General features: G+C 36.3%; 21 protein-coding genes. All 21 read left to right on the top strand.

Annotation, left to right across the window (positions count from 1 at the left end; genetic code table 11):
* Nucleotides 1-18 precede the first annotated feature (18 nt).
* The 21 genes from SEDOR53_RS0100845 to SEDOR53_RS0100745 all read left to right on the top strand — a co-directional run bounded on the left by SEDOR53_RS0100845 (nt 19) and on the right by SEDOR53_RS0100745 (nt 24,769).
* Nucleotides 19-1,275 carry a hypothetical protein gene (locus SEDOR53_RS0100845; protein ID WP_026768009.1) on the top strand — a complete coding sequence of 419 codons (1,257 nt, stop codon included), beginning with the start codon at nt 19-21 and terminating at the stop codon, nt 1,273-1,275.
* 114 nt (nt 1,276-1,389) lie between these two features.
* Nucleotides 1,390-2,220, top strand: a complete 831-nt coding sequence (locus tag SEDOR53_RS18425) for a glycosyltransferase family 2 protein (RefSeq protein WP_051416423.1) — start codon at nt 1,390-1,392, stop codon at nt 2,218-2,220.
* 31 nt (nt 2,221-2,251) lie between these two features.
* Nucleotides 2,252-3,820 (top strand): lipopolysaccharide biosynthesis protein, encoded by a 1,569-nt coding sequence (locus tag SEDOR53_RS0100835; RefSeq protein ID WP_037360270.1) that lies wholly within the window; start codon nt 2,252-2,254, stop codon nt 3,818-3,820.
* Complete coding sequence (locus SEDOR53_RS0100830) at nt 3,801-5,303, top strand: O-antigen ligase family protein (RefSeq protein WP_026768007.1); 1,503 nt, start codon at nt 3,801-3,803, stop codon at nt 5,301-5,303. Before SEDOR53_RS0100835 ends, SEDOR53_RS0100830 begins: the two co-directional genes overlap by 20 nt.
* A gap of 50 nt (nt 5,304-5,353) precedes the next feature.
* Complete coding sequence (locus tag SEDOR53_RS0100825; RefSeq protein WP_026768006.1) at nt 5,354-6,220, top strand: class I SAM-dependent methyltransferase; 867 nt, start codon at nt 5,354-5,356, stop codon at nt 6,218-6,220.
* Between the two features lie 121 nt (nt 6,221-6,341).
* A complete protein-coding gene (locus SEDOR53_RS19190) occupies nt 6,342-6,521 on the top strand; it encodes a hypothetical protein (RefSeq protein WP_026768005.1) in 180 nt (59 codons plus the stop codon).
* The gene (locus tag SEDOR53_RS0100815; protein WP_026768004.1) at nt 6,502-7,953 is read left to right on the top strand and encodes an MBOAT family protein; all 1,452 of its coding nucleotides are present in this window, start codon (nt 6,502-6,504) and stop codon (nt 7,951-7,953) included. Before SEDOR53_RS19190 ends, SEDOR53_RS0100815 begins: the two co-directional genes overlap by 20 nt.
* Nucleotides 7,953-8,843 carry a hypothetical protein gene (locus SEDOR53_RS0100810; RefSeq protein WP_026768003.1) on the top strand — a complete coding sequence of 297 codons (891 nt, stop codon included), beginning with the start codon at nt 7,953-7,955 and terminating at the stop codon, nt 8,841-8,843. The genes SEDOR53_RS0100815 and SEDOR53_RS0100810 overlap by 1 nt, the downstream gene beginning before the upstream one ends.
* Nucleotides 8,844-8,854: 11 nt before the next feature.
* On the top strand, nt 8,855-10,156 hold the full coding sequence (locus tag SEDOR53_RS0100805; protein ID WP_037360267.1) for a lipopolysaccharide biosynthesis protein: 1,302 nt from the start codon (nt 8,855-8,857) through the stop codon (nt 10,154-10,156).
* Nucleotides 10,157-10,167: 11 nt separating this feature from the next.
* The gene (gene asnB / locus SEDOR53_RS0100800) at nt 10,168-12,036 is read left to right on the top strand and encodes an asparagine synthase (glutamine-hydrolyzing) (RefSeq protein ID WP_026768001.1); all 1,869 of its coding nucleotides are present in this window, start codon (nt 10,168-10,170) and stop codon (nt 12,034-12,036) included.
* A 4-nt stretch (nt 12,037-12,040) separates the two neighbouring features.
* A complete protein-coding gene (locus SEDOR53_RS0100795; protein ID WP_026768000.1) occupies nt 12,041-13,027 on the top strand; it encodes a methyltransferase domain-containing protein in 987 nt (328 codons plus the stop codon).
* 43 nt (nt 13,028-13,070) lie between these two features.
* Entirely contained in the window at nt 13,071-14,240 is a 1,170-nt protein-coding gene (locus tag SEDOR53_RS16695) for a glycosyltransferase family 1 protein (protein WP_051416422.1), read from the top strand.
* A gap of 24 nt (nt 14,241-14,264) precedes the next feature.
* The gene (locus tag SEDOR53_RS0100785; protein WP_026767999.1) at nt 14,265-15,398 is read left to right on the top strand and encodes an N-acetyl sugar amidotransferase; all 1,134 of its coding nucleotides are present in this window, start codon (nt 14,265-14,267) and stop codon (nt 15,396-15,398) included.
* A gap of 25 nt (nt 15,399-15,423) precedes the next feature.
* Nucleotides 15,424-16,038, top strand: coding sequence for an imidazole glycerol phosphate synthase subunit HisH (gene hisH / locus SEDOR53_RS0100780; protein WP_026767998.1), 615 nt, complete (start codon nt 15,424-15,426; stop codon nt 16,036-16,038).
* Nucleotides 16,039-16,040: 2 nt separating this feature from the next.
* On the top strand, nt 16,041-16,805 hold the full coding sequence (locus SEDOR53_RS0100775) for an AglZ/HisF2 family acetamidino modification protein (protein WP_026767997.1): 765 nt from the start codon (nt 16,041-16,043) through the stop codon (nt 16,803-16,805).
* A 99-nt stretch (nt 16,806-16,904) separates the two neighbouring features.
* Nucleotides 16,905-19,040 (top strand): bi-domain-containing oxidoreductase, encoded by a 2,136-nt coding sequence (locus tag SEDOR53_RS0100770; protein WP_026767996.1) that lies wholly within the window; start codon nt 16,905-16,907, stop codon nt 19,038-19,040.
* Nucleotides 19,037-20,128, top strand: coding sequence for a non-hydrolyzing UDP-N-acetylglucosamine 2-epimerase (gene wecB, locus SEDOR53_RS0100765; protein ID WP_026767995.1), 1,092 nt, complete (start codon nt 19,037-19,039; stop codon nt 20,126-20,128). Before SEDOR53_RS0100770 ends, wecB begins: the two co-directional genes overlap by 4 nt.
* Before the next feature lie 151 nt (nt 20,129-20,279).
* Nucleotides 20,280-21,719 carry a heparinase II/III family protein gene (locus SEDOR53_RS0100760; protein ID WP_198018758.1) on the top strand — a complete coding sequence of 480 codons (1,440 nt, stop codon included), beginning with the start codon at nt 20,280-20,282 and terminating at the stop codon, nt 21,717-21,719.
* A complete protein-coding gene (locus tag SEDOR53_RS0100755; protein ID WP_026767993.1) occupies nt 21,716-22,885 on the top strand; it encodes a glycosyltransferase family 4 protein in 1,170 nt (389 codons plus the stop codon). Before SEDOR53_RS0100760 ends, SEDOR53_RS0100755 begins: the two co-directional genes overlap by 4 nt.
* Nucleotides 22,882-23,808 carry an NAD-dependent epimerase/dehydratase family protein gene (locus SEDOR53_RS0100750; RefSeq protein ID WP_026767992.1) on the top strand — a complete coding sequence of 309 codons (927 nt, stop codon included), beginning with the start codon at nt 22,882-22,884 and terminating at the stop codon, nt 23,806-23,808. Before SEDOR53_RS0100755 ends, SEDOR53_RS0100750 begins: the two co-directional genes overlap by 4 nt.
* Complete coding sequence (locus tag SEDOR53_RS0100745; RefSeq protein ID WP_051416421.1) at nt 23,798-24,769, top strand: hypothetical protein; 972 nt, start codon at nt 23,798-23,800, stop codon at nt 24,767-24,769. Before SEDOR53_RS0100750 ends, SEDOR53_RS0100745 begins: the two co-directional genes overlap by 11 nt.
* The last annotated feature ends 2 nt before the right edge of the window (nt 24,770-24,771 follow it).

The following is a 24,771-nucleotide window of genomic DNA, read 5'->3' as shown; positions in this document are numbered from 1 at the left end:
ACATTTTAATTTCTCGTTTTGAAGGTCATAGGATTTGATAGTTGGACACAAGGTTGGCGAAATTATAATAGGTTAGTAGATTCTTTTAAAGAAAAAGGAATAGATTTTGATCTTATTCATTTAGGATCTTGGGGTACTGAGCCAGGAAGACCTACTGAAGAGGTTATTGACAAATTATCTGTAAAAGACATCAGGTTTTACAAAGGAAAAACATTTTTGGAAATACTTGACCTCGAAAAACCGGCGGCAGTAATTTTTCTTTCTACAGATGCATTCGCGCATAGGGCATTCAATAGATATTGCAAAAAAAGGCACATTCCAACACTTCATTTGTCTAATGGATTAGGACGTGTTCAAGCTATTGGAAAAGGCTCTCGCTATAAGTTAAAACTGACGACACATATTGCTTATGTTTTATCAAGTTTTGGGAGAGCCCTAAAAAAAGTGTATCCAACATATGTTAAATCTTTAATTGTTACCAAAGCTCCATTAAATGATTGGATCAGGTTTATTCGGGACAATTTTAGCGGAGCATTAGGTTTTCCTTCTTTTAGATCAGCTCCTGACGCTAAAACAGATAAATGTTGCGTATTTATTAAAGCAGATGTAGAACATGCCATTAATAAATATGGCTATACTAAGGAGGAAATCATTGTCGTGGGTAACCCGGATTTGATAAGATTTAAGATGCCTGAAACTGCAATCGGTTCATATATAAGGAATGGAGGTGTTTCACATAATGATATAATGTATATTGATACTGGGCTCATATATACAGGGTGGGCCTTTTCTTCTCCAGACGAATTTATTCAACATATAATTTCAACAAAAGAAATAATTGAACAGAACGGGAAACATTTCGTTTTGAAACCACATCCGCTTCATTTAGAGTCTGGAATAGCTTCAAGGTTAATCCAAGCAGGATGTGATCTTTGTACCGATAATGATTTCATTGATAGACTTCAAAAGTGTCTAACATGTATTGTTGAACCTTCTACTATAGCCCTGTTGCCAAATTTAACTGGAATGCCGGTTATGCTTGCACAATATGGCAAAGTAACTGGAAGCCCATTCGGAGAAATTTTAGCAACATATCCCAGAGCTATTCCTATTTACAATCTCACTGAAATAATGACATTACTGGAGAACGAAAAGAAAAATTTGAATATCGATAAAGTCCGATATTGGATAGAACAAAACTCTGGACCACTTCCCGCACAAGAAATGCCTGATAGAGTTACAGAAACTGTATGCGAAATGATAAGAAGAAGATAGTTTTTTGACCTTAAGTTGGTTAACAATTCTTTCAATTTCAAGAGGCTTCTGAATCTTTAAAGTGGCGACTTATTGCTCATCTCATTTTAATAAAGGTGAAAGAATTTATAAAGTATGAAAATATCTGTTGTTATAGTTTCGTATAATCAAGGCAAATTTTTAGAAGAAACTATTTTATCGGTGATTAACCAGGATTATATAGATAAAGAAATTATTCTTATAGATGGAGGATCAACAGATGATAGTCTAGAAATAATCAAAAAATATAAAGAATATTTTCATTATTGGGTAAGCCAACCAGATAATGGGCAATCAGATGCCATTGTGAAAGGGTTTAAAATATGTACCGGAGAAATTATTACTTGGATCAACTCTGATGATTTGCTTATGCCTAATACGCTTGAATTGATTTATCGCAAATCAATTCAAGTTAAAAGTGTAGACGGAGTATTTTATGGCGGAGTTTATATTATCAATGACAAAGGACAACCCCAAGAACGTTATAAATATGGTAAGTTTAATTATTTTATTTCTAAAACAATTGGGCCAACAATATGCCAACCTGGTACTTTTTTTGGGAAAAATGTTTATAATTCAATTGGGGGGATCAATGTTAAATTAAAATATGGAATGGATTATGACCTCTTTTGCAATTTTTTATTTTCAGGTATCTCTTTTTATAGCACAAATGGATATCATGCTAAGTTTAGGAGGTATTCAGCTCAAAAAGGGCATTCAAAACATTTCCTCGAGATCTCTTTAAAAGAAACAGAATTAACCCAAACAAAATATGGATTTAAAGGTAGCGCTCTTTTTAACAAAATTGTTGCTAGAATGCTACAGGTTTGGCTGAGAATTTTTAACGGATACTATTTTATTACATTTTCTTACCGAATAGCAAAAAGAAGAACTTTAAAACAATATTTTGATTCTATGACGGAATAGATTTAAGTCATAGTCTGCCGTAAATCCGTTTATGAAAAACACAAACAACGAAAAAAACTTTTTATTAAAAGTATTAGGATTAAGTGGAATACCTAGGATCGTTTCTTTTTTATTTACGTTGATTAGCTTTCCACTTATGCTTAGAAAAGTGGGAGCTAGCCAATATGGAGTAATCGTTTATTTAACATCTATTATTGCTGTTGTAGAATCTCTGGCTGATTTTGGAGTTTCTTCTGCTGCTGGTAAATGTATCGCTGCTATTAGAGTAAGCTCTGAAAAATTACTTAGACAGGAAATTTCTTCATGGTGGAGATTTCAGTTTGGGGTTGCAACGTTTGGGATTATCCCGATGTTTATTATCTCTTATTTGATTATTAAAAATAATCAAAGTATTCCTGTTGGCTTTGATATCTTGATGATTTCTATTGCTACATCTTGGATTACAATTATGACTAATTTTGTAAGATCGATTTTGACTGCTACCCTTTCATTCAAATCTCTTGCTTTAGTTGACAGCATTGAATCGATTTCTAGATCTTCCTCTTTTTTGTTGGTTGCATTTATTATGCCAACGGTCGTAGGCCTAGCGGTTGCATTATTTTCAACGGCAGCTTTAGTAGCCTTGGTTGCTGTATTAATTTTAATAAAACAACTAAGAAAACTGGGAAAGGAAACTAATTATGAGAATGCAGTTGTTAAAGAAAAGTCGAGCCGAAAAAATATGTTCATAGAAAGCTTGAGCTTTTTATGGCTGCGATTTGCAACTAGGTGTTTTCAAGCAATTCCCCCTTTTTTATTTGGTCGTTTTTTCAATTCTGAAATTGTGGGCATAGTAGGTACAATTTCACGAATAGTTGATCTAATTACATTCCCGTTTGCAGTTGTTGGTAATGCTCTTTCTGTAAGGGCAAGAGAAGTAATTAAGAAGGGAAATGGATCTGTAATGGTATTATGGGATACTTTGTTTAGATTAATTTCAGTAGCGATTATTCTATGGGCAACTACTTTAATCGGTACGGATATATTTGCCAAATTATTATTTGGAAATCATAATATTAATATTGTACTCATAGCTATCCTAACCTGCACTATTTTAACAACGTCTGTCTCCGTATTGATTAACCCACTTACAGATTATGTAGGGGCACTAAACAAGAGAAATTTATTACTAAGCATTTTGACTTTGATTCAGATCCCATTTATATGGATTGGAATTTTGCTTGGAGGAGAAATTGGGGGAATGATTTCTTATGTGCTTGTTTTAATAATTCTTTGTTGTGGATATATAATTGTGTGCTTAAATGCCTTTTTCGACAAAAAAAACTTTTATATACGAAAAGAGTTTGTGCATTTTATTAACATTGCTTTTGCTGGAATAGCTATGTCTTTTCTCTTTCAAAAAGGAATTTTAACAAGGTTTTTTTTCGAGCATAATCATCACTTGACCATCTCATTGTTTTCAATTATCTTTTTTTTAATACTTATTTGTATTGCTATATTGTATAGAAAAAAATTAAGATATTTTTACATAACAAGGAATTTTTTTGAATTTCAAATTGAACATAAAGAAAAGATAGTAAGTGAAAAGCATAACTATTAATACAATAGAGGAGAGGTTACTGTCGGATCAAAAAAAAGATTATTTTTTTAAAATAATATGGACAATTCCAGCAATTCTTAAACTTGTACTAGAAGATTCCAAGATTGCTATTCTTTCGTTGTTTGTTTTTTTAATTTGTAGTTTTAAAATTATTAAAAAGCCTGAGAATGCATTGTTGGCATTGCCATATTTTGTTATCCTCTCGCCAATAGCCGGATTCTTTAATGCTTTGGGCGGCAAATTTCTATTGTCAGATTTCTTATTTATTTTGTTATTTATTCAATTTCTTTTCCTAGTTGTTCAGAGGGTAAAAAATAAATTAATTATATTCAATAAGTTATTGACATTGCTATTTTTATTTTTTATTGCAAGTTTTGTCACCGGCTTAATATTTAATACATTGGAGTCACTAAAGCCTCTATTGTTTTTATTTCAACTTCAAATAATCTACTTCTATACTAAAACATATGCTCAAACAGAAAAAGAGCAGTCAAGCATTATCAAAGAATGGATTTTTGCGACTTTTCTGGGAGGAATAATTCTTATTTATTCTTTTTTGACTGGTAAGGTGCTTCAAGATTTTGCAGTAACCGATTCTGTTATAGATATAAGAGAGTATTACGAAGAGCATGGCCTCGAATACTTATTTAGGGCGACTTATTATTATTCTGGATTTATTTTCCTTGTTGGAATTTCGGTGATCATAATGAGTGTGAAAATTTTTTTTACAGGGTATAAGAAAAAAACTATTCTATATCTATTCGTATTATTCGTGCTTTTACTTGCACTGATACTAATGAACAATAAAACTGTCATTTTTTCACTTTTGATAATTATATGTTATTCCATTTTTTTGCTTATCAAAAATGGAATTATTAATAAAAGAAAATTTCTTATCAATTCTCTTGTAGTTGTATGCCTTTTATGTTTTGGAATGTTTCCTTTAGTGATGAATTTTTTTGACTCGGATCAACTCAGTTTAATGATCAACAGATTTACTGAACCGAGTTCTTTTTTTGCCAGAACGGAAGTGTATAGAACCGCTTTAAGCCAATGGATTCTATACCCCTTTCAGATATTTATGGGAATGGGCCCAGATTTTTTGGATAATTCAGGTGTTATTGACCTGGCTGTTGAGTTTAAAAAATCTGCCGAAACAGGGCATATTGAAGGGACTGTAGACTCAGGATGGATATCTTATTTAATAGAACTTGGAGTTTTGGCCTTTACAATTTTGATAGTTGTCTATTTTAAAAGCATGATTACTGCATATAAGAATTTCATCAATCGCCGAAGATCTAGTGCAGGTTTTATCCCATTTTGTGTTTTTTTGAGTCTTCTATTTACACTAATAGCTATGTCAACTCAAATGCTTGGGTATACAAAAACTTGCTGGTTGCCTTTTCAACTGATTATATTTGGACTTAGTTATAAAGCTAATGATTATTCTGGTATGACGAATGTCTTACTAAATGAAGCATAAATCACGGGAGCATAGTGACAATTTAATTATGAAAAAGAGATGAATTTATTATGAGACGAGCAAAAAATATTACAAGCTTACCCGATGTTATTTCTGATAAAATTAAGAATGGAAGCTCACTGGCTGGCGATGATTATAATCACGAACAGAGAAAAATATGGTTTGAACAAGAAAAAGAAGCATATTATGAAGATGATGCAGGAAATGGCGAAACAGATCCTTGGTATGCATATATGAGAGTGGTAAATGAAAAGCTTGGATTCCCATTTATTAATACAGCGGAAAATCAAAAGGGAAAAATTTTATTAATCGGACCTGGCCCTGCAACAGAAATCGACAGGTTTTATCGAGACAATCCTCATTGGTTGCTATATTTTATAGAAGCGTCAAATAATTTTAAGAAACAGCTTAAAATTAATTTCCCAGATGCTTTTTTAATTGACCCTTCAATAGATGGGGATATTTTATTAGAAAGTAATAGCTTAAATGCGGTTTGCTCATTTTCCGTCCTTCATCATATTCCCAATGTAAGCAAAGTTCTCTCTGAAATATCACGTGTCTTGATTCCTGGTGGAATCCTCTTGGTCAGGGAGCCATGTTCTTCGTGTGGCGATTGGAGATACATTAGATCAGCAACACCAAACGAAAGAGGAATAAGTCGTAGATTAATGATAGAAATGGGAGAAAGAGTAGGATTAGAATTAATAAAAAGACCTGTTCCTATTCTTTTTGAGCCAATTAACAAGATTCTACGTAAGACGATTGGATATCAATTTGTTTCGCTGAAGTTTCTCTTTGTGATAGACAGGCTTTTATCAAAATTGCTTTCCATTAATGATCATTATTGGCGTAACAGGTGGTATAAAAAATTAGGACCAAGTTCTTATTTTTTTGTTTTCAAAAAACGGAGAGCCTAACAATGCAAGAATAAATTATTCAAAATTATAAACACTGCATTGGTTATGTTGAAAATAAAGTTGTTTTGCAAGTGAAGCAATAAGATAAAGTGCCAATAACTGTTATAGGGGAGCCGACAGTATGAGTTCTTTAGTGGATATAGAAAATGCCATAAACAAGTATGGAATCTTAGATGCAGCCGCAGGAGGTATGTTTGTTTTCAAAGGGAAATATAAGGCAGCATTAATTAATTATCTTTCACATGAAGAAAAGGCCTTTGTTATAATGAAAAACGTTAAAAATGCTCTTCAATTCGATTGAGTTTTTCCTTTTCTTTTTCCTCTTTTTTTTTCTATACTGGTTTGTTTTTAATAATGATCTTCGTTGCCAGAATTTGCTTCTACTTCTGGGAAGTTACCTATTTTACGGTTGGTGGGATTGGCGCTTTCTGTTTTTGTTAATGTTTTCAACGGGGTTAGATTTTTTAATAGGACTCAAGATTGATAAAACTCCAAAAACCGCTTCCAAAAAATACTTACTTTGGATTAGTATTATTATAAATCTCAGCTTGTTATGTTTTTTTAAATATTGCAATTTTTTTATAACAAGTTTTACTAACGCACTCGACTCAATTAATATTCATATTAATCCATGGATATTGCAAATAGTGCTACCAGTAGGTATCAGTTTTTATACTTTTCATGGGCTTTCTTATGTGATTGACATTTATCGTGGAACATGCAAGCCCACAAAAAGTTTAATTAATTATTGTGTGTTCGTTTGTTATTTTCCACTCTTAGTATCAGGTCCCATTGAACGGGCAACACATTTATTACCACAAATTGAGAAACCAAGGTTATTTCGATATGACAAAGCCCTTGAGGGTTGCAGACTCATTTTGTGGGGATTATTTAAGAAGATAGTGATTGCAGATTCACTTGCGCCTGCAGTGAATGACATATTCCACAATTACAACCAATATCCAGGTGGTGTGCTAGCCTTAGGAGCAATATATTTTTCATTTCAAATATATTGTGATTTTAGCGGCTACTCCGATATAGCTCGTGGAACTTCTAAATTATTAGGTATTGACTTATTCCTGAATTTTAACTTTCCCTACTTTAGTAGATCAATTTCTGATTTCTGGAAGCGGTGGCATGTTAGCTTGTCAAGTTGGTTTCGTGATTATTTATATATTCCTTTAGGAGGCTCACGAACAACCAGAGCTAAAACAATTAGGAATGTTCTTATTGTTTTTATTTTGAGTGGGTTTTGGCATGGCGCGAACCTCACTTTTATAATATGGGGCATGATGCATGCAATTTTATTCCTTCCTTCCTTTCTAAAAAAAGGCGCTTCGAGTATAAAAATCGATGTTACTAATAGCCACCCTGTTTTTGCTACTGTTATTTCATTCTTTAAAGTAGCAATAACTTTTAGTTTAATTACTTTAACGTGGATTTTTTTCCGCGCTGATACGACGGGTAATGCCTTCGGTTTTATCAAAGGGTTATTTCATAAGTCGTATAGTACGGGTTATCTGAATCCATATAACAATTTGCCCATGACCAGGGAAAATATACTTATCATTCTATTCTACTTGGCCGAATACATTATCTCAAACAAAGAATTTGCCTGCAATTTGTGGAAGTATAAATTAGTCTCAATAGCAGCTACGACAACAATTATTTTTTTTATTCTAACTACAATTCACCTGGATGTGAAACAAGCGTTTATATATTTTCAGTTCTGATGAAGAGATTTTTAATATTGGCTACGTTAATGATCATCTATTTGTTAATTGCAATGGAGATTCTATTGCGTATTAGTAATAAGGCAACGGATCCTTTGATAGAACAAGTAATTAGCGGGAGCTTTTTATACAAGCCAGGACAAAAAGGAAAATGGATAAGGGGAAGTGATGCAGAAATCAAAAGTGAATTCAATATTAACTCTGCAGGATGGAATAGCAGTAAAGAATATTTTTTTGGAGAAAATAAAAAATATATTGCATTAATCGGAGACTCTTATATTGAAGGGTTGCATGTACCTCCTGATAGTTCAATCGGCAGAAAGATAGAGGTACTTCGTCATGATGTTACGGTCCATGAATATGGGAGGTCGGGTGCTGGATCGGAAGATTATAAAGACTTATATTGGAAATATTGTGCAGGAAGATATGATAAAATATTTATCATAATGAAAGATGAGGATCTATTTGATACTTCCCATTCTGTCATTACAAGTAGAGGTAATAATGTGACTAATAGTTTTATACGAAAATTATATTACATGTCATCTTTTTTACGTTTTATAAATATTCAGCTTGGGTTCCTTAAGAGTTTACAGGATATTTTTTGTGAAAAAAAAGGTGAACCCAGTAGTTCTCATGACAAATATTATGAAGGTAATCACCTAGTGGATATTAAATTAGATAGAAGATCGTATTTTGAGGACTTTCCAAAAAATGTTTTTTTTCTATATGAAAAGGATAGATTGCTGACATTTTATAGTAATTATTTAGGTACAAGAGGCGTAGAAATTAAACATAGTAGTAAGCTAATCGATTTTGGTTTTGACCCTCATTGGAACAACGAAGCAAGATGGGATGTAGCTAAAGCAATTGCTAATCAATTAAACTAAGAAATATTTATTTGAAAAAATTAATAATATTTTCCAGCTTTTATGTTGGCTCCACTGCTTTTCTGAAATTAGTTGGGTTTTTTTTAATAATGTGGCTCGCTCGAGTGCTAACTGTAGATGATTATGCACAATTTGGTCTTCTTTATGCACTACAGACAGGGATTACGACATTTGCACTTGCAGGCATCATTGAAGCAGTAGTAGGGCTTTTAAAAAAGTACCAGATGGAGGAAAAAAGGAAATTACTTTTTTCTGCTGCTAATATTTCTTTTTTTATAATAACGGGTATTGTAATAGCAATAGCAGCAATAATTTTATTTGTTTCTGAAAAAAATACCGTTAATTCTTTTTTTACGCTAACCTGCGTATTGGTTTCCGGTGCTCTGTTAGCATTTGCTTCTTTGCAGGCTCAACTGGTAAGGATAGAAGAAAGGCATGTACACTCGTTATTGTTTAATTTTTTTCCACCACTTGCTGGATTTGTTGGTGCACTGGTGGCTTTCTTTATTCGAAGAACGGTAGCATCTTTTTATATTGGCTCTCTTATAGGGATCGCGATCATACTTTTGATATTCAAAATATGTCAAATAGGATTTTATTCAAACAAAGAATCGGTAGATGAAACCAAGTTGATTTTAATCAGAATTGTTCCATTCATTGCAATCGCTTTTTTCGGTTGGTTGAGTGGATTTGGTAACAACTATGTGGTTAAAATTTTTTTTGACCCATCTCAAGTTGCCAGATTTACATTTGCTCTTTCCTTGGCTTCTGTGATGCAATTGGTAGCGTCTGCTTTGAACCAAGTGTGGGCACCCCGTTTTTATCGTATCGCACATGAGCAGTCTTTTGATGAAGTGGAGAAAAATAATAAGCGGATATTCGGATTCTTAAATCTGGGACTTGGGTTGGTAGGAGCTATATTGGTTGCCACATTCCCTTATGTAATGAGATTGTTAGGCGGAAATCTCATTAACTATCAGAATATGCGGGTCGAGATTTTTCTTCTGACTATATCTTACTTATTATTAATTCCATGGTGGTATTGCTATAATTATTTTCTAGTATATGACAAAGGGCATATGATAATGAAAATTGTAGTCTTTACAGGTATCGTAGGTATTTTAATATGGTTAATGTTGATATGGAACTTTGGCTCTATTGGAATATATATGGGGTTTTTGGTACAGATGTTAATACGTTCAGTGGGAATATTTGTTGTTGCCCGGAAAATATGGGCGTTAAAATACAGTTTTTTTAAGCTGATTTGGAGCATTTTAATTGTTCTGCTTGGCTTATTAGTTTCCTTTCTTTAAATCAAAGCGTTATGTGTGGAATTATAGGAATTGCCTCCGAAAAAAGAATTGAAAATAAAGATTGGCTAGCAATAGGTTGTGATACATTAGCCCACCGTGGACCAGATGGTAAAGGAATTTGGTGGTCGCCTGAAGAAAATATTGGCTTAGGACATAGAAGACTTGCTATCATAGATCTTTCTTCCGACGGGAATCAGCCCATGCGGAATATTGCAAACGATTTATGTATTGTATTTAATGGGGAGATTTATAATTACCTGGATCTAAAAAATGAGCTGAAGGCAAAAGGAGTGACATTTAATTCACAGAGCGATACAGAAGTGATTTTAGCTGCATATAAGGAATGGGGAACTGGCTGTCTATCACATTTAAATGGGATATTCTCGTTTGCGATCTACGATATGCGTTCTCGGCTGATATTTCTTGCGCGGGACAGGGCGGGAGAAAAACCACTCTTTTATACAATACAAGATAAACAGCTGAAATTTGCTTCTGAATTAAAGGCGTTGATGGCCGACCCTTTATTTGAGAAAGAAATAGACCAAGAGGCTCTGGATTGTTACCTAGCAGAAGGTTATGTGCCTGGAGAACGCTGTATTTTAAAAGGTACTAAAAAACTTCCAGCCGCTCATGCCATGACTTTTAATATGAACAGTGGAACGGCTAGGGTATGGCGTTACTGGCAAATTCCTGCATTCAATGAAGATAATGGAAAAGCAGTTCCAGATGAGCAGACATTGCTTGAAGAATTGGAATTCTTACTAAGCGATGCTGTGAGACGACAATTGATTGCAGATGTACCTGTTGGTGTATTATTAAGTGGCGGTGTCGACTCCAGCCTGGTTACAGCATTGGCTGCCCGTTCGAATAGCAATCTTAAAACGTTCACGATCAGATTTCCCGGACATGCCAAATTTGATGAGACTGCGCATGCCCGTTTGATAGCGCATCATTTTGGAACAACCCATATGGAACTCGAAGCAGAACCGGGCACAATAGATCTTCTGCCTGTACTGGCGCGACAGTTCGATGAGCCAATAATCGATTCATCGATGATACCCACTTACTTGGTTTCACAGATGATACGAAAGCATTGCACTGTTGCACTTGGAGGCGATGGCGGTGATGAATTATTTGGTGGTTATTCTCACTATAACAGGCTGCTGAGCCTGCAAGCGAAAGCAAAAAATATCTCTTTATGGCTGCGAAGGGCAATAGCTGGTTATGCAGAGAACTTATTACCGATCGGATATAAAGGCAGGAATTGGTTGCAAGCGATAGGATGGGATTTCAAAAATGGATTGCCACTGATAGCGAGTTATTATGATTTGCCTAGCCGCTCAAAACTACTGAACTCCCAAACGGCATTAAGTACAGCTGAACGTTCCTGGAAAGAAAGAATAAGCCCGGGTGAGGATCTTTTACAGCGTGCCACAAGAACGGATTTTGAAAATTATCTTCCAGAAGATATATTGGTAAAGGTAGATCGGGCAAGCATGCTTAATTCATTGGAAGTACGAGCCCCCATGCTGGATTACAGGGTAATTGAATTTGCTTATGGTAAAGTCCCTTCTTCTTTGAAAACCTTACCCGAAGAGCGGAAGATTTTATTAAAGAGACTGGCTGAGAAGATATTACCTCCGGAATTTGATTACCAAAGAAAACAAGGCTTCTCAATACCGCTTTCCTCATGGTTGAGTTCTGAAACATGGGCAGGATATTTCCGTGAGATTTTATTGGACCGGAATCAGAAAATATTCAATCATCAATATATTCAGCGTTTATTCGAAGGGCAGGCAAAAGGCCGTAATAATGGAGAACGACTGTTTGGACTTGTTATGTTTGAATTATGGCGAAAAGAATATAATATAAAAAATTAATTTCATGCAAACTGAATTACTTCAGCTGCTTTGCTGTCCAGTAACGGGACAAAAGCTGCAAACCAAGGATCCTGTTTACGATCAAAAAGGAACAATCGAAAGTGGCTGGCTTGTTTCTGAAGACGGTACGCAACGGTACCCGATCAAAAACTTTATTCCACGTTTTGTGCCTGAAGTGAATTATGCCGATAGTTTTGGAATGCAATGGAATAAATTTAGCAAAACACAACTCGACAGTCATACAGGATGTGCCATATCAACAAAACGTTTTTACAATGCAACAAAATGGACAACTGAAGAGCTCAAAGGTAAATGGGTATTGGATATTGGCTGTGGTGCAGGAAGATTTGCAGAAGTAGCTTTACAAGCAGGTGCGAATGTGGTTGCGCTTGATTATTCTACAGCGGTGGATGCCTGTTATGCCAATCTCGGCCATTACCCCAACCTTCATGTCTTACAGGGAAATGTGTATCAGTTGCCTTTTGTAAAAGAATCATTTCCTTATATCTATTCATTAGGTGTTTTACAACATACACCGGATGTAGAAAAGTCGTTTTTTTCTCTTGTAAAAATGCTGGCGAAAAATGGAAAGCTCTGCGTGGATTTTTATGAAAAGTCATGGAAGAGCGCCATGCTCCCCAAATATTGGTTACGTCCTCTCACAAGACATATTCCCAAAATGAGATTATTTTCCATGCTGGAATTCATGGTGCCTGTAATGCTTCCTGTCAGTATTGGCCTTGGTAAAATCCCCTTTGTTGGCAAAACAATTAAAAGAATTATTCCTGTAGCAAATTATGTTGGAGAGTTACCACTGAACTGGCAACAACAAAAAGAATGGGCACTGCTTGATACATTCGATTGGCTTTCTCCAGAATTCGACAACCCCCAAAACGCCCCTACAGTCAGGGGGTGGCTGGAAACAGCTCAAATCTCAGATATTGAAGTATTAAAAGCAGGCCATCTTGTAGGAAGAGGGATTAAAAAATAGCATAGAAAATTTTAGACATGCGCTCGACGATAAATTTTAAAAGATGGGAATAGTGCTCGGCATTAATGCCTCAAGAAACAGGTCCGGTGGGGCCAAAGCGCATCTTTGCGGAATATTAACCGAATGTGATCCATTGTTACAGGGAATTGACAGGATACATGTCTGGTCATATAAATCATTGCTTGATGCATTGCCAGATCGCCCTTGGCTGATTAAGCATAATCCTCCTGAATTGGAAGAGTCGCTTCTAAAACAGATGCTATGGGAAAACCGACATCTGCCAAAAGAAGTTCGCAACAATAAATGTGATGTTTTGTTAAATACGGATGCTGGTACGGTTTGTGGATATCATCCGTCTGTTGTAATGAGTCGTGATATGCTGTCTTATGAGAAAGGAGAAATGAAACGATTTGGTCTCTCCTTCGCGCGACTTAGACTGATCGCCTTGAAATACGTTCAGGCTTTTTCCATGAAGAGAGCGGATGGAGTTATTTTTCTTACCAAATACGCTGCAGAAGTAATACAAAAAACTACAGGAAAGATCAAGCAATTAAAAATAATACCTCACGGTGTTGGTGCTGCATTCAAACAAACGACCACAGGTGGCAACTGGACTAAAACCGCTGGTGAGGAAATCCGTTGCGTATATGTTTCGAATGCATCGATGTATAAACATCAATGGCATGTTGTAAAAGCCATTAGGAAACTCAGGGATAAAGGGTATAATGTGTCGATCTTATTGGTTGGCGGCGGAAAAGGGCTTGCGCAAAAATTACTGGAGCACACCATCCAAGAAGTGGATCCACAACGAAAATTTGTGGAACAGACCGCTTTTATGAAGCATCATGAGTTACCGGGAATACTGGCTACTGCGGATATATTTGTATTTGCCTCAAGCTGTGAGAATATGCCGAATACACTGGTAGAGGCAATGGCCGGTGGACTGCCGGTCGCCTGCTCAAACAGGGGACCAATGCCTGAAGTACTTAAGGATGGCGGAGTTTATTTTGATCCTGAAAATCCTATACAAATTGCAGATGCCATAGAGAGAATTATTTCGGATAAAGAATTAAGGATGTCGATTGCTAATAAGGCTAAGGTATTATCTGAACAATATTCATGGAAAAGATGCGCCAATGAAACACTGGAATATGTCACAGAAATGGCTTTTTTAACAGCCCGAAACAAAAATAACAAAAAACAATTTTCCTGAGAATAATCAGGCCAATTACAAAATATGAGAAACTACCAGATATGCACGAATTGCGTGATGGACACTTCCGACTCTGCAATCGTATTTGACGAAAAAGGAATTTGCGACCATTGCAAAAATTATTACGATAACACATTGCCATCATGGCATACGGATGAGCGCGGAATGCATGAATTGACAATCATGGTGGACAAGATTAAAAAGGAAGGCGAGGGGAAGGATTTTGATTGCATTATTGGAATGAGTGGCGGAATAGACAGCTCATTCCTGGTTTATATTGCAAAAGAACAGTTGGGACTACGTCCGCTTGTATTTCACGTAGACGCAGGATGGAATTCTCAGATTGCTGTAAATAACATTGAGAGAATTGTAGACAAGCTTGGTCTTGATCTTTATACGCATGTAATAGACTGGGAAGAAATGAAAGACCTTCAGCTCTCTTTTTTCAAATCGGGAGTACCTCATATCGATACACCACAGGATCATGCTTTTTTTGCTACTATGTATAATTTCGCTTCCAAGTATAATGTGAAATACATTCTTACCGGTGCGAATTATTCAACTGAATGCGTACGTAACCCTGTTGAATGGATGTATTATCAGTCTGATAGCATCCAGCTGAAAGACATACATAAAAAATTCGGCACAAAGCCTCTTAAACAATACCCGATAACAAAAATATTGTGGCATAAAATATATTTGCCTTATATCAAAGGAATAAAAGTGATAAGGCCCCTTAACAATGTGCCTTATATCAAGCAGGAAGCAATGAAACTCCTGAAAGAAAAATTTGGTTGGCAACCGTATCCACAGAAACATTTTGAATCGCGGTTCACTAAATTTTATGAAAGTTATTGGCTGCCTAAAAAATTTGGATATGATGTCAGAAGAGTGCAGTATTCAAGTCTGATTCTTACCAACCAAATGACACGAGAAGAAGCGATCGAAAAGTTAAAGCACCCACCTTATGATGACGAGACCATACACCAGGATTTTGAATTTATAGCAAATAAGCTTGGAATTACTAACGAAGAGCTGGCATCTTATTTCAATGCCCCGAACAAAACATATAAGGATTACGCTTCTCAGGAAAGCATTTATAAGGTGGGTGCCAAAATGCTTAAATGGCTAGGCATTGAGCGAGCCGGGAAGCGCTAAGTGTTGATATAAAAATATACAAATAATGGTCGGAATTGTGAATTACGGGTCTGGTAATATTTATGCTATCTCTAATATCTATAAGAGAGCAAATATTCCGCATATTATATCAAATAACCATCGCGAGCTACAAACAGCAACGCACCTGCTTCTGCCGGGCGTCGGCGCTTTTGACGAGACAATGAATATCCTGATAGATTCAGGGTTGAAGAACTTTCTCGACGAAATGGTCCTGGATAAAAAAATACCTGTTATGGGAATCTGTGTTGGTATGCAATTGCTGGCAGAAAGCAGTGAAGAAGGCGACCTGGAAGGATTTGGGTGGATCAAAGGAAGGGTAAGGAAATTTGACAGCACAAAACTCAGGCAAAAGCCTCATTTGCCTCATTTGGGATGGAATACTGTTACCACTAAGAAAAACCATCTCATATTCAATAATGTTGATCCTGAACTAGGTTTCTATTTTTTACACAGTTATTATTTTGATGCAACGAATGAAGAAGACATTATAGGCACTACTGACTACGGTATTAATTTCGCCTCAGCAGTTCATCATGATAATATATTTGGGATGCAGTTTCATCCAGAAAAAAGCCATCAAAACGGGATTAGTGTATTTGAGAATTTTGTAAAGTTATAATTATGCTCCGTCCACGTGTGATTCCCTGCTTGTTAGTAAGAAATAAAGGATTAGTGAAAACAGTTCAGTTTAAAGACGGAAAATATGTTGGAGATCCTATAAATGCTGTCAAAATATTTAATGAAAAAGCAGTCGATGAATTAATGCTATTGGACATTGATGCTACTAAAGATGGCAGAGGTCCGAATTTTGAAATGATCCGTAATATTGCAATCGAAAGCCGTATGCCTTTATGTTATGGTGGAGGTGTAAAAACTGTAGAAGATGCAAAACGGATCATATCACTGGGCGCAGAAAAAGTAGCCATCAGTTCGATTGCGGTAGAAAACCCTGCCATTGTAAGTGAAATGGCACGAGCGATAGGATCACAAAGTGTGATCGTTGTGATAGACGTAAAATACAGAGGCCTGTTCAATAAAGCTGAGGTTGTAATCTATAACGGCATTAAATCAGCTGGGTTGAGCCCTGTTGACTTTGCAGTACAGTGTGAAACGGCCGGCGCGGGGGAGATAGTTATTAATGCTGTTGACAGAGATGGTATGATGAATGGATATGACATTAAACTATTGCGTGAGGTGAGAGCGAAAACGACTATTCCGCTAACTATTCTGGGTGGTGCTGCATCATTGGATGATGTAAAAAAAGTGATCGACGAATTTAAAGTAATAGGAGTTGCCGCAGGGAGTATTTTTGTATTTAAAGGAAAGTACAAAGCTGTATTGATCAATTACCCTAACAGTGTCGAAAAAAAACAATTACTGAGCTAAGTCATACACTTAAAGGCCATATTATACTCCAACTATTTATACTTTATAATAGATGCTTGTTCAACCGTTACCATAAGTAATATAAATAGGAATCGCTTTATGCTACAAATTATACAGGACCTGAAAAAAGGAAATACTTTGCTTGAAGAAATCCCGGTACCCTTGGTAAGAAGAGGACAGGTGCTTATAAAAACACATAGAAGCCTTGTGAGCCTTGGAACAGAAAAAATGCTTGTAGAATTTGGAAAAGGCAATCTGCTTTCAAAGGCAAGGCAACAACCGGACAAAGTAAAACAAGTACTCGACAAAATTAAAACTGAAGGACTGATGCCAACCTTGGAAGCAGTTTTTAATAAGCTCGACGAACCACTTCCTTTAGGTTATTGCAATGCCGGGGAGGTAATTGCTGTTGGTGAAGGTGTTTCTGAATTTGCTATTGGCGACCGTGTTGCGAGCAATGGCAACCACGCAGAAATTGTATGTGTGCCCAAAAATCTTGTTGCAAAAATTCCCGATAATGTATCGTATGAAGAAGCTTCTTTTACAGTGATCGGAGCTATAGGACTTCAGGGGCTACGCCTCGTTAACCCAACCATGGGAGAAACTGTAGTAGTGATTGGACTGGGATTGATCGGGTTAATTACAGCAGAGCTATTGCTGGCTAATGGCTGTAATGTAATTGGATTTGACTTTGATCAGCAAAAAGTATCATTAGCCAACCAAAAAGGCGTGAAAGCATTCATTGCTTCTGCAGCTGACGTGATTAAAACGGTTGAAGCAATTACTGAAGGCACTGGGGCTGATGCTGTGATTATCACGGCGTCAACCAAAAGCAATGACGTGATAAGCCAGGCGGCACAAATGAGCCGGAAACGTGGACGTATCGTGCTAGTTGGTGTTGTTGGACTTGATATTCAGCGAGCAGACTTCTTCAAAAAGGAGTTGACATTCCAGGTGTCATGTTCTTATGGCCCTGGAAGGTATGATGAAGAATACGAACAAAAGGGAATTGATTATCCTTTGGGGTATGTACGCTGGACCGAAAAGCGAAATTTTGAAACAATATTAAACGCTATTTCAAGAGGTCAGCTGAAAGTGCAACCGCTCATCACCGAAAGAGTGGCTTTAAAGGACTATTTAAGTATTTATGATAATATCGGGCATGGCTCCATTGCCTCCATCCTGGAGTATACTAATAGTGTTGATTACGAAAAAACAGTTGTATCTGTTAAAAGCTATAATGAACGGCCTTCAAAAGGCATCCTTGGCGTTATTGGAGCAGGAAATTTTACCAAAATGACTGTAATGCCAGCACTGAAGAATGCAGGGGCACATTATAAATATATTTCCAGTGCCGGAGGATTAACTGCAAAATCACTGGCAAATAAATACGGGTTCGAATTTAGTACTACCGATTACAAACAAATACTCAATGATAGTTCAGTTGACCTGGTAATGATAACAACCAGGCATAACATGCATGCTCAAATGGCAATCGAGGTGTTGAATGCCAGGAAGCATGTTTTTGTGGAGAAACCTCTAGCAATAAATGAGAAAGAATTGGACGCTATCATAAAAGCGTACCGGCAACAACAATCGACTCTAACAATCAATGTTGGCTTCAACCGCCGTTTTTCTCCTTTTATACAGAAAGCTAAAAAACTAATAGGCGAAGATCCTGTTCCGCTGAATATGATTGCAACCATGAATGCGGGCTTTATCCCACCGGAGGTTTGGGTGCATGACATGAATATTGGCGGAGGCAGGATCATTGGTGAAGCATGTCACTTTATTGATCTGATGATTTACCTGGCAGGAAGTAAAATAAGTGAAGTAATGATGAGTGGGTTGGGGAATAATCCCGCAAATAATACCGATAACGCCATCATTGTTCTCAAATTCAATAATGGTTCACAAGGAACTATCAATTATTTCTCAAATGGAAGTAAGGCATATGCCAAAGAAAGGATAGAAATTTTCAGCCAAGGGAAAACACTAATAATAGATAATTTTAGAAAAATGACTGGTTATGGATTTAAAGGGTTCAACTCTTACAGGGGCACTTTGAATAAAGGGCATAAAGAACAATTTAACCAGCTTGTAAAATTGGTAAAGGAAGGGGGCCCTTCGCTGGTCCCGTTTGAAGAATTAATAAACACAACGAGAACTTCATTCGCTGCACTAAAAAGCATGATGCAAGGAGGTTGGGTAAAAGTTGACCAAAAAATTTTATGAGAATTACAATTATAGCTGGCGCACGACCGAATTTCATGAAGATTGCGCCTATTATCGAAGCAATTGAAAAACATAATGAAAAAGCAGCTAATATTAAATACAGACTGGTGCATACAGGGCAGCATTATGATAAGAATATGAGCGACAGTTTTTTTGAACAGCTGGGTATACCACAGCCACATGTAAATCTTGAAAGTGGTGGCGGAACACAAGCCGAACAGACTGCTGCTATTATGGTCCGTTTTGAAAAGGAATTGGCAGATCATCCAAGTGATGTTGTTGTAGTTGTTGGTGATGTGACTTCAACCCTTGCCTGTTCCATTGTTGCTAAAAAAATGCATATAGATGTCGTACATGTTGAAGCAGGTATTAGGTCTTTTGATCTGTCTATGCCAGAAGAAATTAATAGACTGGTAACTGATGCCATCACCGATCATTATTTTACTACCTCTGATGTTGCTAATATGAATCTCCAAAAAGCAGGGATTAGAGAAAATAGAATTCACTTTGTAGGTAATACTATGATTGATACCCTGTTAAAAAATGAAAAGCGTTTTATAAAACCACCAATATGGGAAGCATCTGGGTTGGTAGCTGGTAACTATTTTGTACTGACCCTGCATCGACCGGCTAATGTAGATGTGGAGGAAAAATTAAAAAAGCTTATACAAACAATTATAGATAGCTCAAGAGGCCTGCCCATTATTTTCCCTGTTCACCCACGTACAGGTAAAAATTTACAAAAAATAGGTATCCAAACAGATCAATTGCTGATGATAAATCCAATGTCGTATTTGGAATTTAACTATTTGGTAAAATATGCCAAAGCAGTTATTACCGATAGTGGGGGTATTACAGAAGAAACAACAGTAATGCGGGTTCCTTGTATTACATTGAGGAATAATACTGAGCGTCCGGAAACAGTTGACATTGGCACTAATGAATTAATTGGCACAGACCCTGGCAACTTGCCTCCTGCGTTTGAAAAGCTTTTCAATGGCAAATGGAAAAAAGGAACTATTCCTCCATTATGGGATGGTAAAACAAGTGAACGCATAGTATCGGTATTGAACCGATTATATAATTGAAATGTTAGTATTGAAAAAATTAATTCGATTAATTCACACCGTCCGACACTTGCAGGCAAACCAGTTTTTTTTTCAAATATGGTATAGGATCAAAAACAGGTTCTTATCGATACATTGGTATAAAACTTATTATAGAACGGATATCTCTCCATTGAACTGCTCAGTTCATGAAATGCTATTAACTGGGCAAGGTGAATACAAAAAAGAAGGACAGTTTTGTTTCATAGGGCTAGATCACTGCTTTGTAAATGGGATAGACTGGAACTTTAATGGCCATGGAAAACTATGGAATTACAATCTTCAATATTTAAACTATTTACTGGATGAAGATATCCCTGTAAACACAAGAAGAGGATTACTCGATGATTTATCTATTGCATTACTGAATGGGGTGATAAAACCGGAACCCTATCCCGTTTCTCTTCGGATCATAAATAGCCTTTTATTTCACAGTAGACATGGCATTTTAGACGTCAATACACTCAAGGCATTGAAGTTTCAGGTTGATTACCTCAATCATAATTTAGAATACCATTTATTGGGCAATCATTTATTGGAAAATTGTTACGCACTGTTTATTGCGGCCCATGCATTGAACAATCAGCAACTATACCACAGGAGTTCTCGCTTGTTAACGAAACAGCTGAAGGAACAAGTGCTTTCGGATGGAGGACATTATGAACGAACGCCAATGTATCATAGTATTTTATTGTCGAGACTGTTGCTATGCATTGAGATTGAGCGAAATCATAACTTATTTGAATCCTCGATACTTCCAATTTTAGAAACAACAGCATCAAAGATGTTGGGTTGGATAAATGCTTTTAGTTTCCCGGATGGTAGCTGGGCGTTAATGAATGATGCAGCAAAAGGGGTAGCCCCAGAAACAAATCAATTGAATCGAGCTTCAGATTATTTGCAACTGGAGTGGAAGCAAATAGAGTTAAGGGAATCCGGTTTCAGAAAGTTGAAAGGTAAGAGTTGGGAAATGTTACTAAATGTGGGTAATATACTACCAAGCTATCAGCCGGGACATACACATGCCGATATGCTTAGTTTTTGCATATGGCATAAAGATCAACAGGTTGTAGTAGACCCTGGAACATCTACTTATGCCATTACTCAGCAACGTTTATGGGAAAGAGGAACGACAGCCCATAATACGATAACTATTAATAAAAAAAATCAAAGCGATGTATGGGGAGGATTCAGAATTGGAAAGAGAGCAAAATGTCAACTGATAAAAGAAGAAGATGGATTGATTATCGCTTGTGTAAACAATTATGCAGGATTACCTATTCAACATATTAGAGAATTTAAGGCGAATGAAAATAGTTTAGAATTAAAAGATACTGCTTCTAAGCTACATGAAGGACCTATAAAGTTCGAAGGGTCTCTATTATTGAAACCAGGGATTAATGTGGTTGAGCAAGATGTGAATATCTTGCTTGATTCTGTTTGTATATATTGTAATGCACCAAAAGAGATAGTTGCGACGATAACAGCGGAAACATTTAATCAGGTGACTCCCACAAAAAGGGTTACTTACAGTGCTTTAGGGGAAGCGAAGCTTAGGTTTGAATTTTTATGAAACATATACTTTATTTGAGTTTTTATTTTGAACCTGATCTTTGTGCAGGTTCCTTTCGAAATTCACCCTTAGCCCGAGAGCTTGCAACACAAATTAAAGGCAATGCAACCGTAGAAGTAATTACCACGATGCCAAATAGGTATAGCAGTTTTTCTGTTGAAACGCCAGAAAAGGAGCAATTGGGAAATTTATCGGTTCATAGAATATTATTACCTCCACATAAAAGTGGCTTTATGGACCAGGTAAGTGCTTTCACACATTATTTCTTCACTGTAAAAAAACTTGTTGCCACTAAGCGATATGATTTGGTTTTTGCTTCTTCGTCACGATTGTTTACTGCCTATCTGGGATATCGGATTGCTAAAAATATGAGAGCCCCCTTATACCTCGATATCAGGGATATTTTTACAGACACATTAAACGATGTTATCTCGAATAAAGGGGTGAAGGCTTTGCTCCTGCCTATTTTGAGAATGATCGAACGAAAAGTATTTCGTTATGCAACGCATATAAATCTTATATCTGGTGGATTTGAGCCTTATTTTAAGAAATATGAAACGGCGGTTTATAGCCATTATACCAATGGCATTGATGAGGAATTTGTACATGATGAGGATTATAGTACCTTATTGTCTCCCGACCCTATTACGATTACCTATGCAGGTAATATTGGAGAAGGGCAGGGGTTACATAAGATTATTCCTGAAGTTGCAAAGCAATTGGGTAAAGGGTATTTGTTTCGGATAATCGGAGATGGGGGCGCTAAGGTTTTATTAGAGACTGCGATCCATGAGCAACAACTATCAAATGTTGTTTTGGAAAAACCGGTTAAAAGAGATGCTTTGATTGAAATATACAAACGCTCTCATTTTCTATTTATGCATTTAAACGATTATGCAGCATTTGAGAAAGTACTTCCATCAAAGTTATTTGAACTAGGAGCTTTCCCCAGACCAGTAATAGCAGGAGTAAACGGATATGCAAGAAGCTTTATAAAACAGCATGTACCAAACAGTATTGTGTTTAATCCAACTGATGCTAAGGAATTAGTTAAAAAGTTAGAAAGCTATAGCTATGAATTGCCACATCGTAATGAATTCATAAATCAGTTCAATAGAAAGCAGATAAATAAAGAGATGGCACAATCCATTGCCAGTTACCTATGAAGCGTATTGCTATTACTGGTGTCAGCGGATTTGTAGGCGCAAATTTGCTGCCGTATTTGAAAGAAAGGGGAGTGGATACTATACCCTTGTCTCGGACATTTGGTCCTGGATATGATGCTGTTGATGCTGTATTCTTGAACCAGCAGTCCGTTTATGGAATTGTTCATCTTGCAGGAAAGGCGCATGATTTGCGTAAAGAGGTTAATTCGGCAGAGTATTATGAAGTCAATACGGAGCTGACGAAGCGTTTGTTTGATGCATTCCTAGAATCAGATTCGGAAGTTTTCGTTTATCTGAGTTCAGTGAAAGCAATAGCAGACAGAGTGGAAGGGGCATTGACAGAAACTCATATACCAAAACCATTAACAGATTATGGAAAATCGAAACTGGCTGCAGAGACATATTTGCAACAAGCTATATTACCCCCTCGCAAAAGAGTTTATATTCTAAGGCCTTGTATGATACATGGGCCAGGAAATAAGGGTAATCTGAATCTTTTATACCAAGTAGTAAAAAGAGGTATTCCGTATCCATTAGCAGCATTTGACAACCAGCGATCTTTCTTATCTGTGGAGAATCTTTGTTTTGTGATTCAGGAGTTGCTGCAAAGGAAGGATATTGCACCAGGAGTTTACCATATTGCGGATGATCAATGTTTAAGTACGAATGAGGTAGTCGAGATCATTGCGGATGTTTTGGGCAAGAGAAAGCGATTGATCGCAATTCCTGCTTCATGGATTCGCGCTATAGCAAGAGCAGGCAATTATCTTCCTTTGCCGTTGAATACAGAAAGACTACAAAAGCTTACAGAAGACTATGTAGTAGACAACCGGAAGTTAATTGAAGCATTGCAAAAAAAGTTACCAGTGGATGCGGGAACTGGATTAAAAAAAACTATTTCTTCTTTTACTTATGTGGATTGATTATATAGGATTGAGTATTGTATTCCTGTTACTCGAATTATTATATTTTGTCATTGCAACAAAGCGAAATATTGTTGACAAGCCAAATAATAGAAGCTCCCATCAGTATATTACTATTAGGGGTGGAGGTATTATTTTCCCAATAGCTTCTGTTATTTTTCTGCCATTTAGTAGTTTAAATGAGCTGCTATTGATAGGATCTTTATTATTAATCTCGGTGTTAAGTTTTGTAGATGATATAAAAAGTGTTGATAGCAAGATTCGACTTGTTATACAAAGTATAGCAGTGATCGGTTTATTGTACTCATTTATTGGCGTATTATCGGTAGGATGGCTATTGGTATTTTTTGTTATCATTACAGGAGTGATCAATGCATATAATTTTATGGATGGTATCAATGGCGTTACTGCACTATACTCTATAGTAACTATTGCCAGCTTATTTTGGATTAGTGAACAGGTTCAGTTTTTACAAAACAGCTTGTTTTTTCTTTCAATTTTAGCAGCATTGACAATATTCTCTTTTTTTAACCTGCGTAAGCGTGCTAAATGCTTCGCAGGGGATGTAGGTAGTGTTTCTCTTGCTTTTATTATCTGTTTTTTAGTATTATCATTGATTATCTCTACCTCGTTTCCATATTGGATATTGTTATTAAGTGTTTATGGTATTGATACCGTGTTTACAATCTTTTGTCGTATTTTACGAAAGGAACCGTTAATGAAAGCTCATCGCTCTCATTTTTATCAATACTTAACTAATGAAGCTGGATGGGATCATTGGATCGTTAGTTTATTGTACGCAGGCGTTCAGGCGATAGTTGATATTTTATTGATCTATGCATACCTAAGCCAGCTATATTTACTTCCGATCGTAGCACTATTTGTAATTCTTATAATATATGTTATATTTAGACTCCGATTTGAAGGTAAACATCGCTTATTTGCTACTTACAACTGCTAAAC

This window comes from Asinibacterium sp. OR53, assembly GCF_000515315.1.
In the GTDB taxonomy this organism is placed as follows: domain Bacteria; phylum Bacteroidota; class Bacteroidia; order Chitinophagales; family Chitinophagaceae; genus Sediminibacterium.
This window is presented reverse-complemented; position numbering and strand designations above follow the sequence as displayed.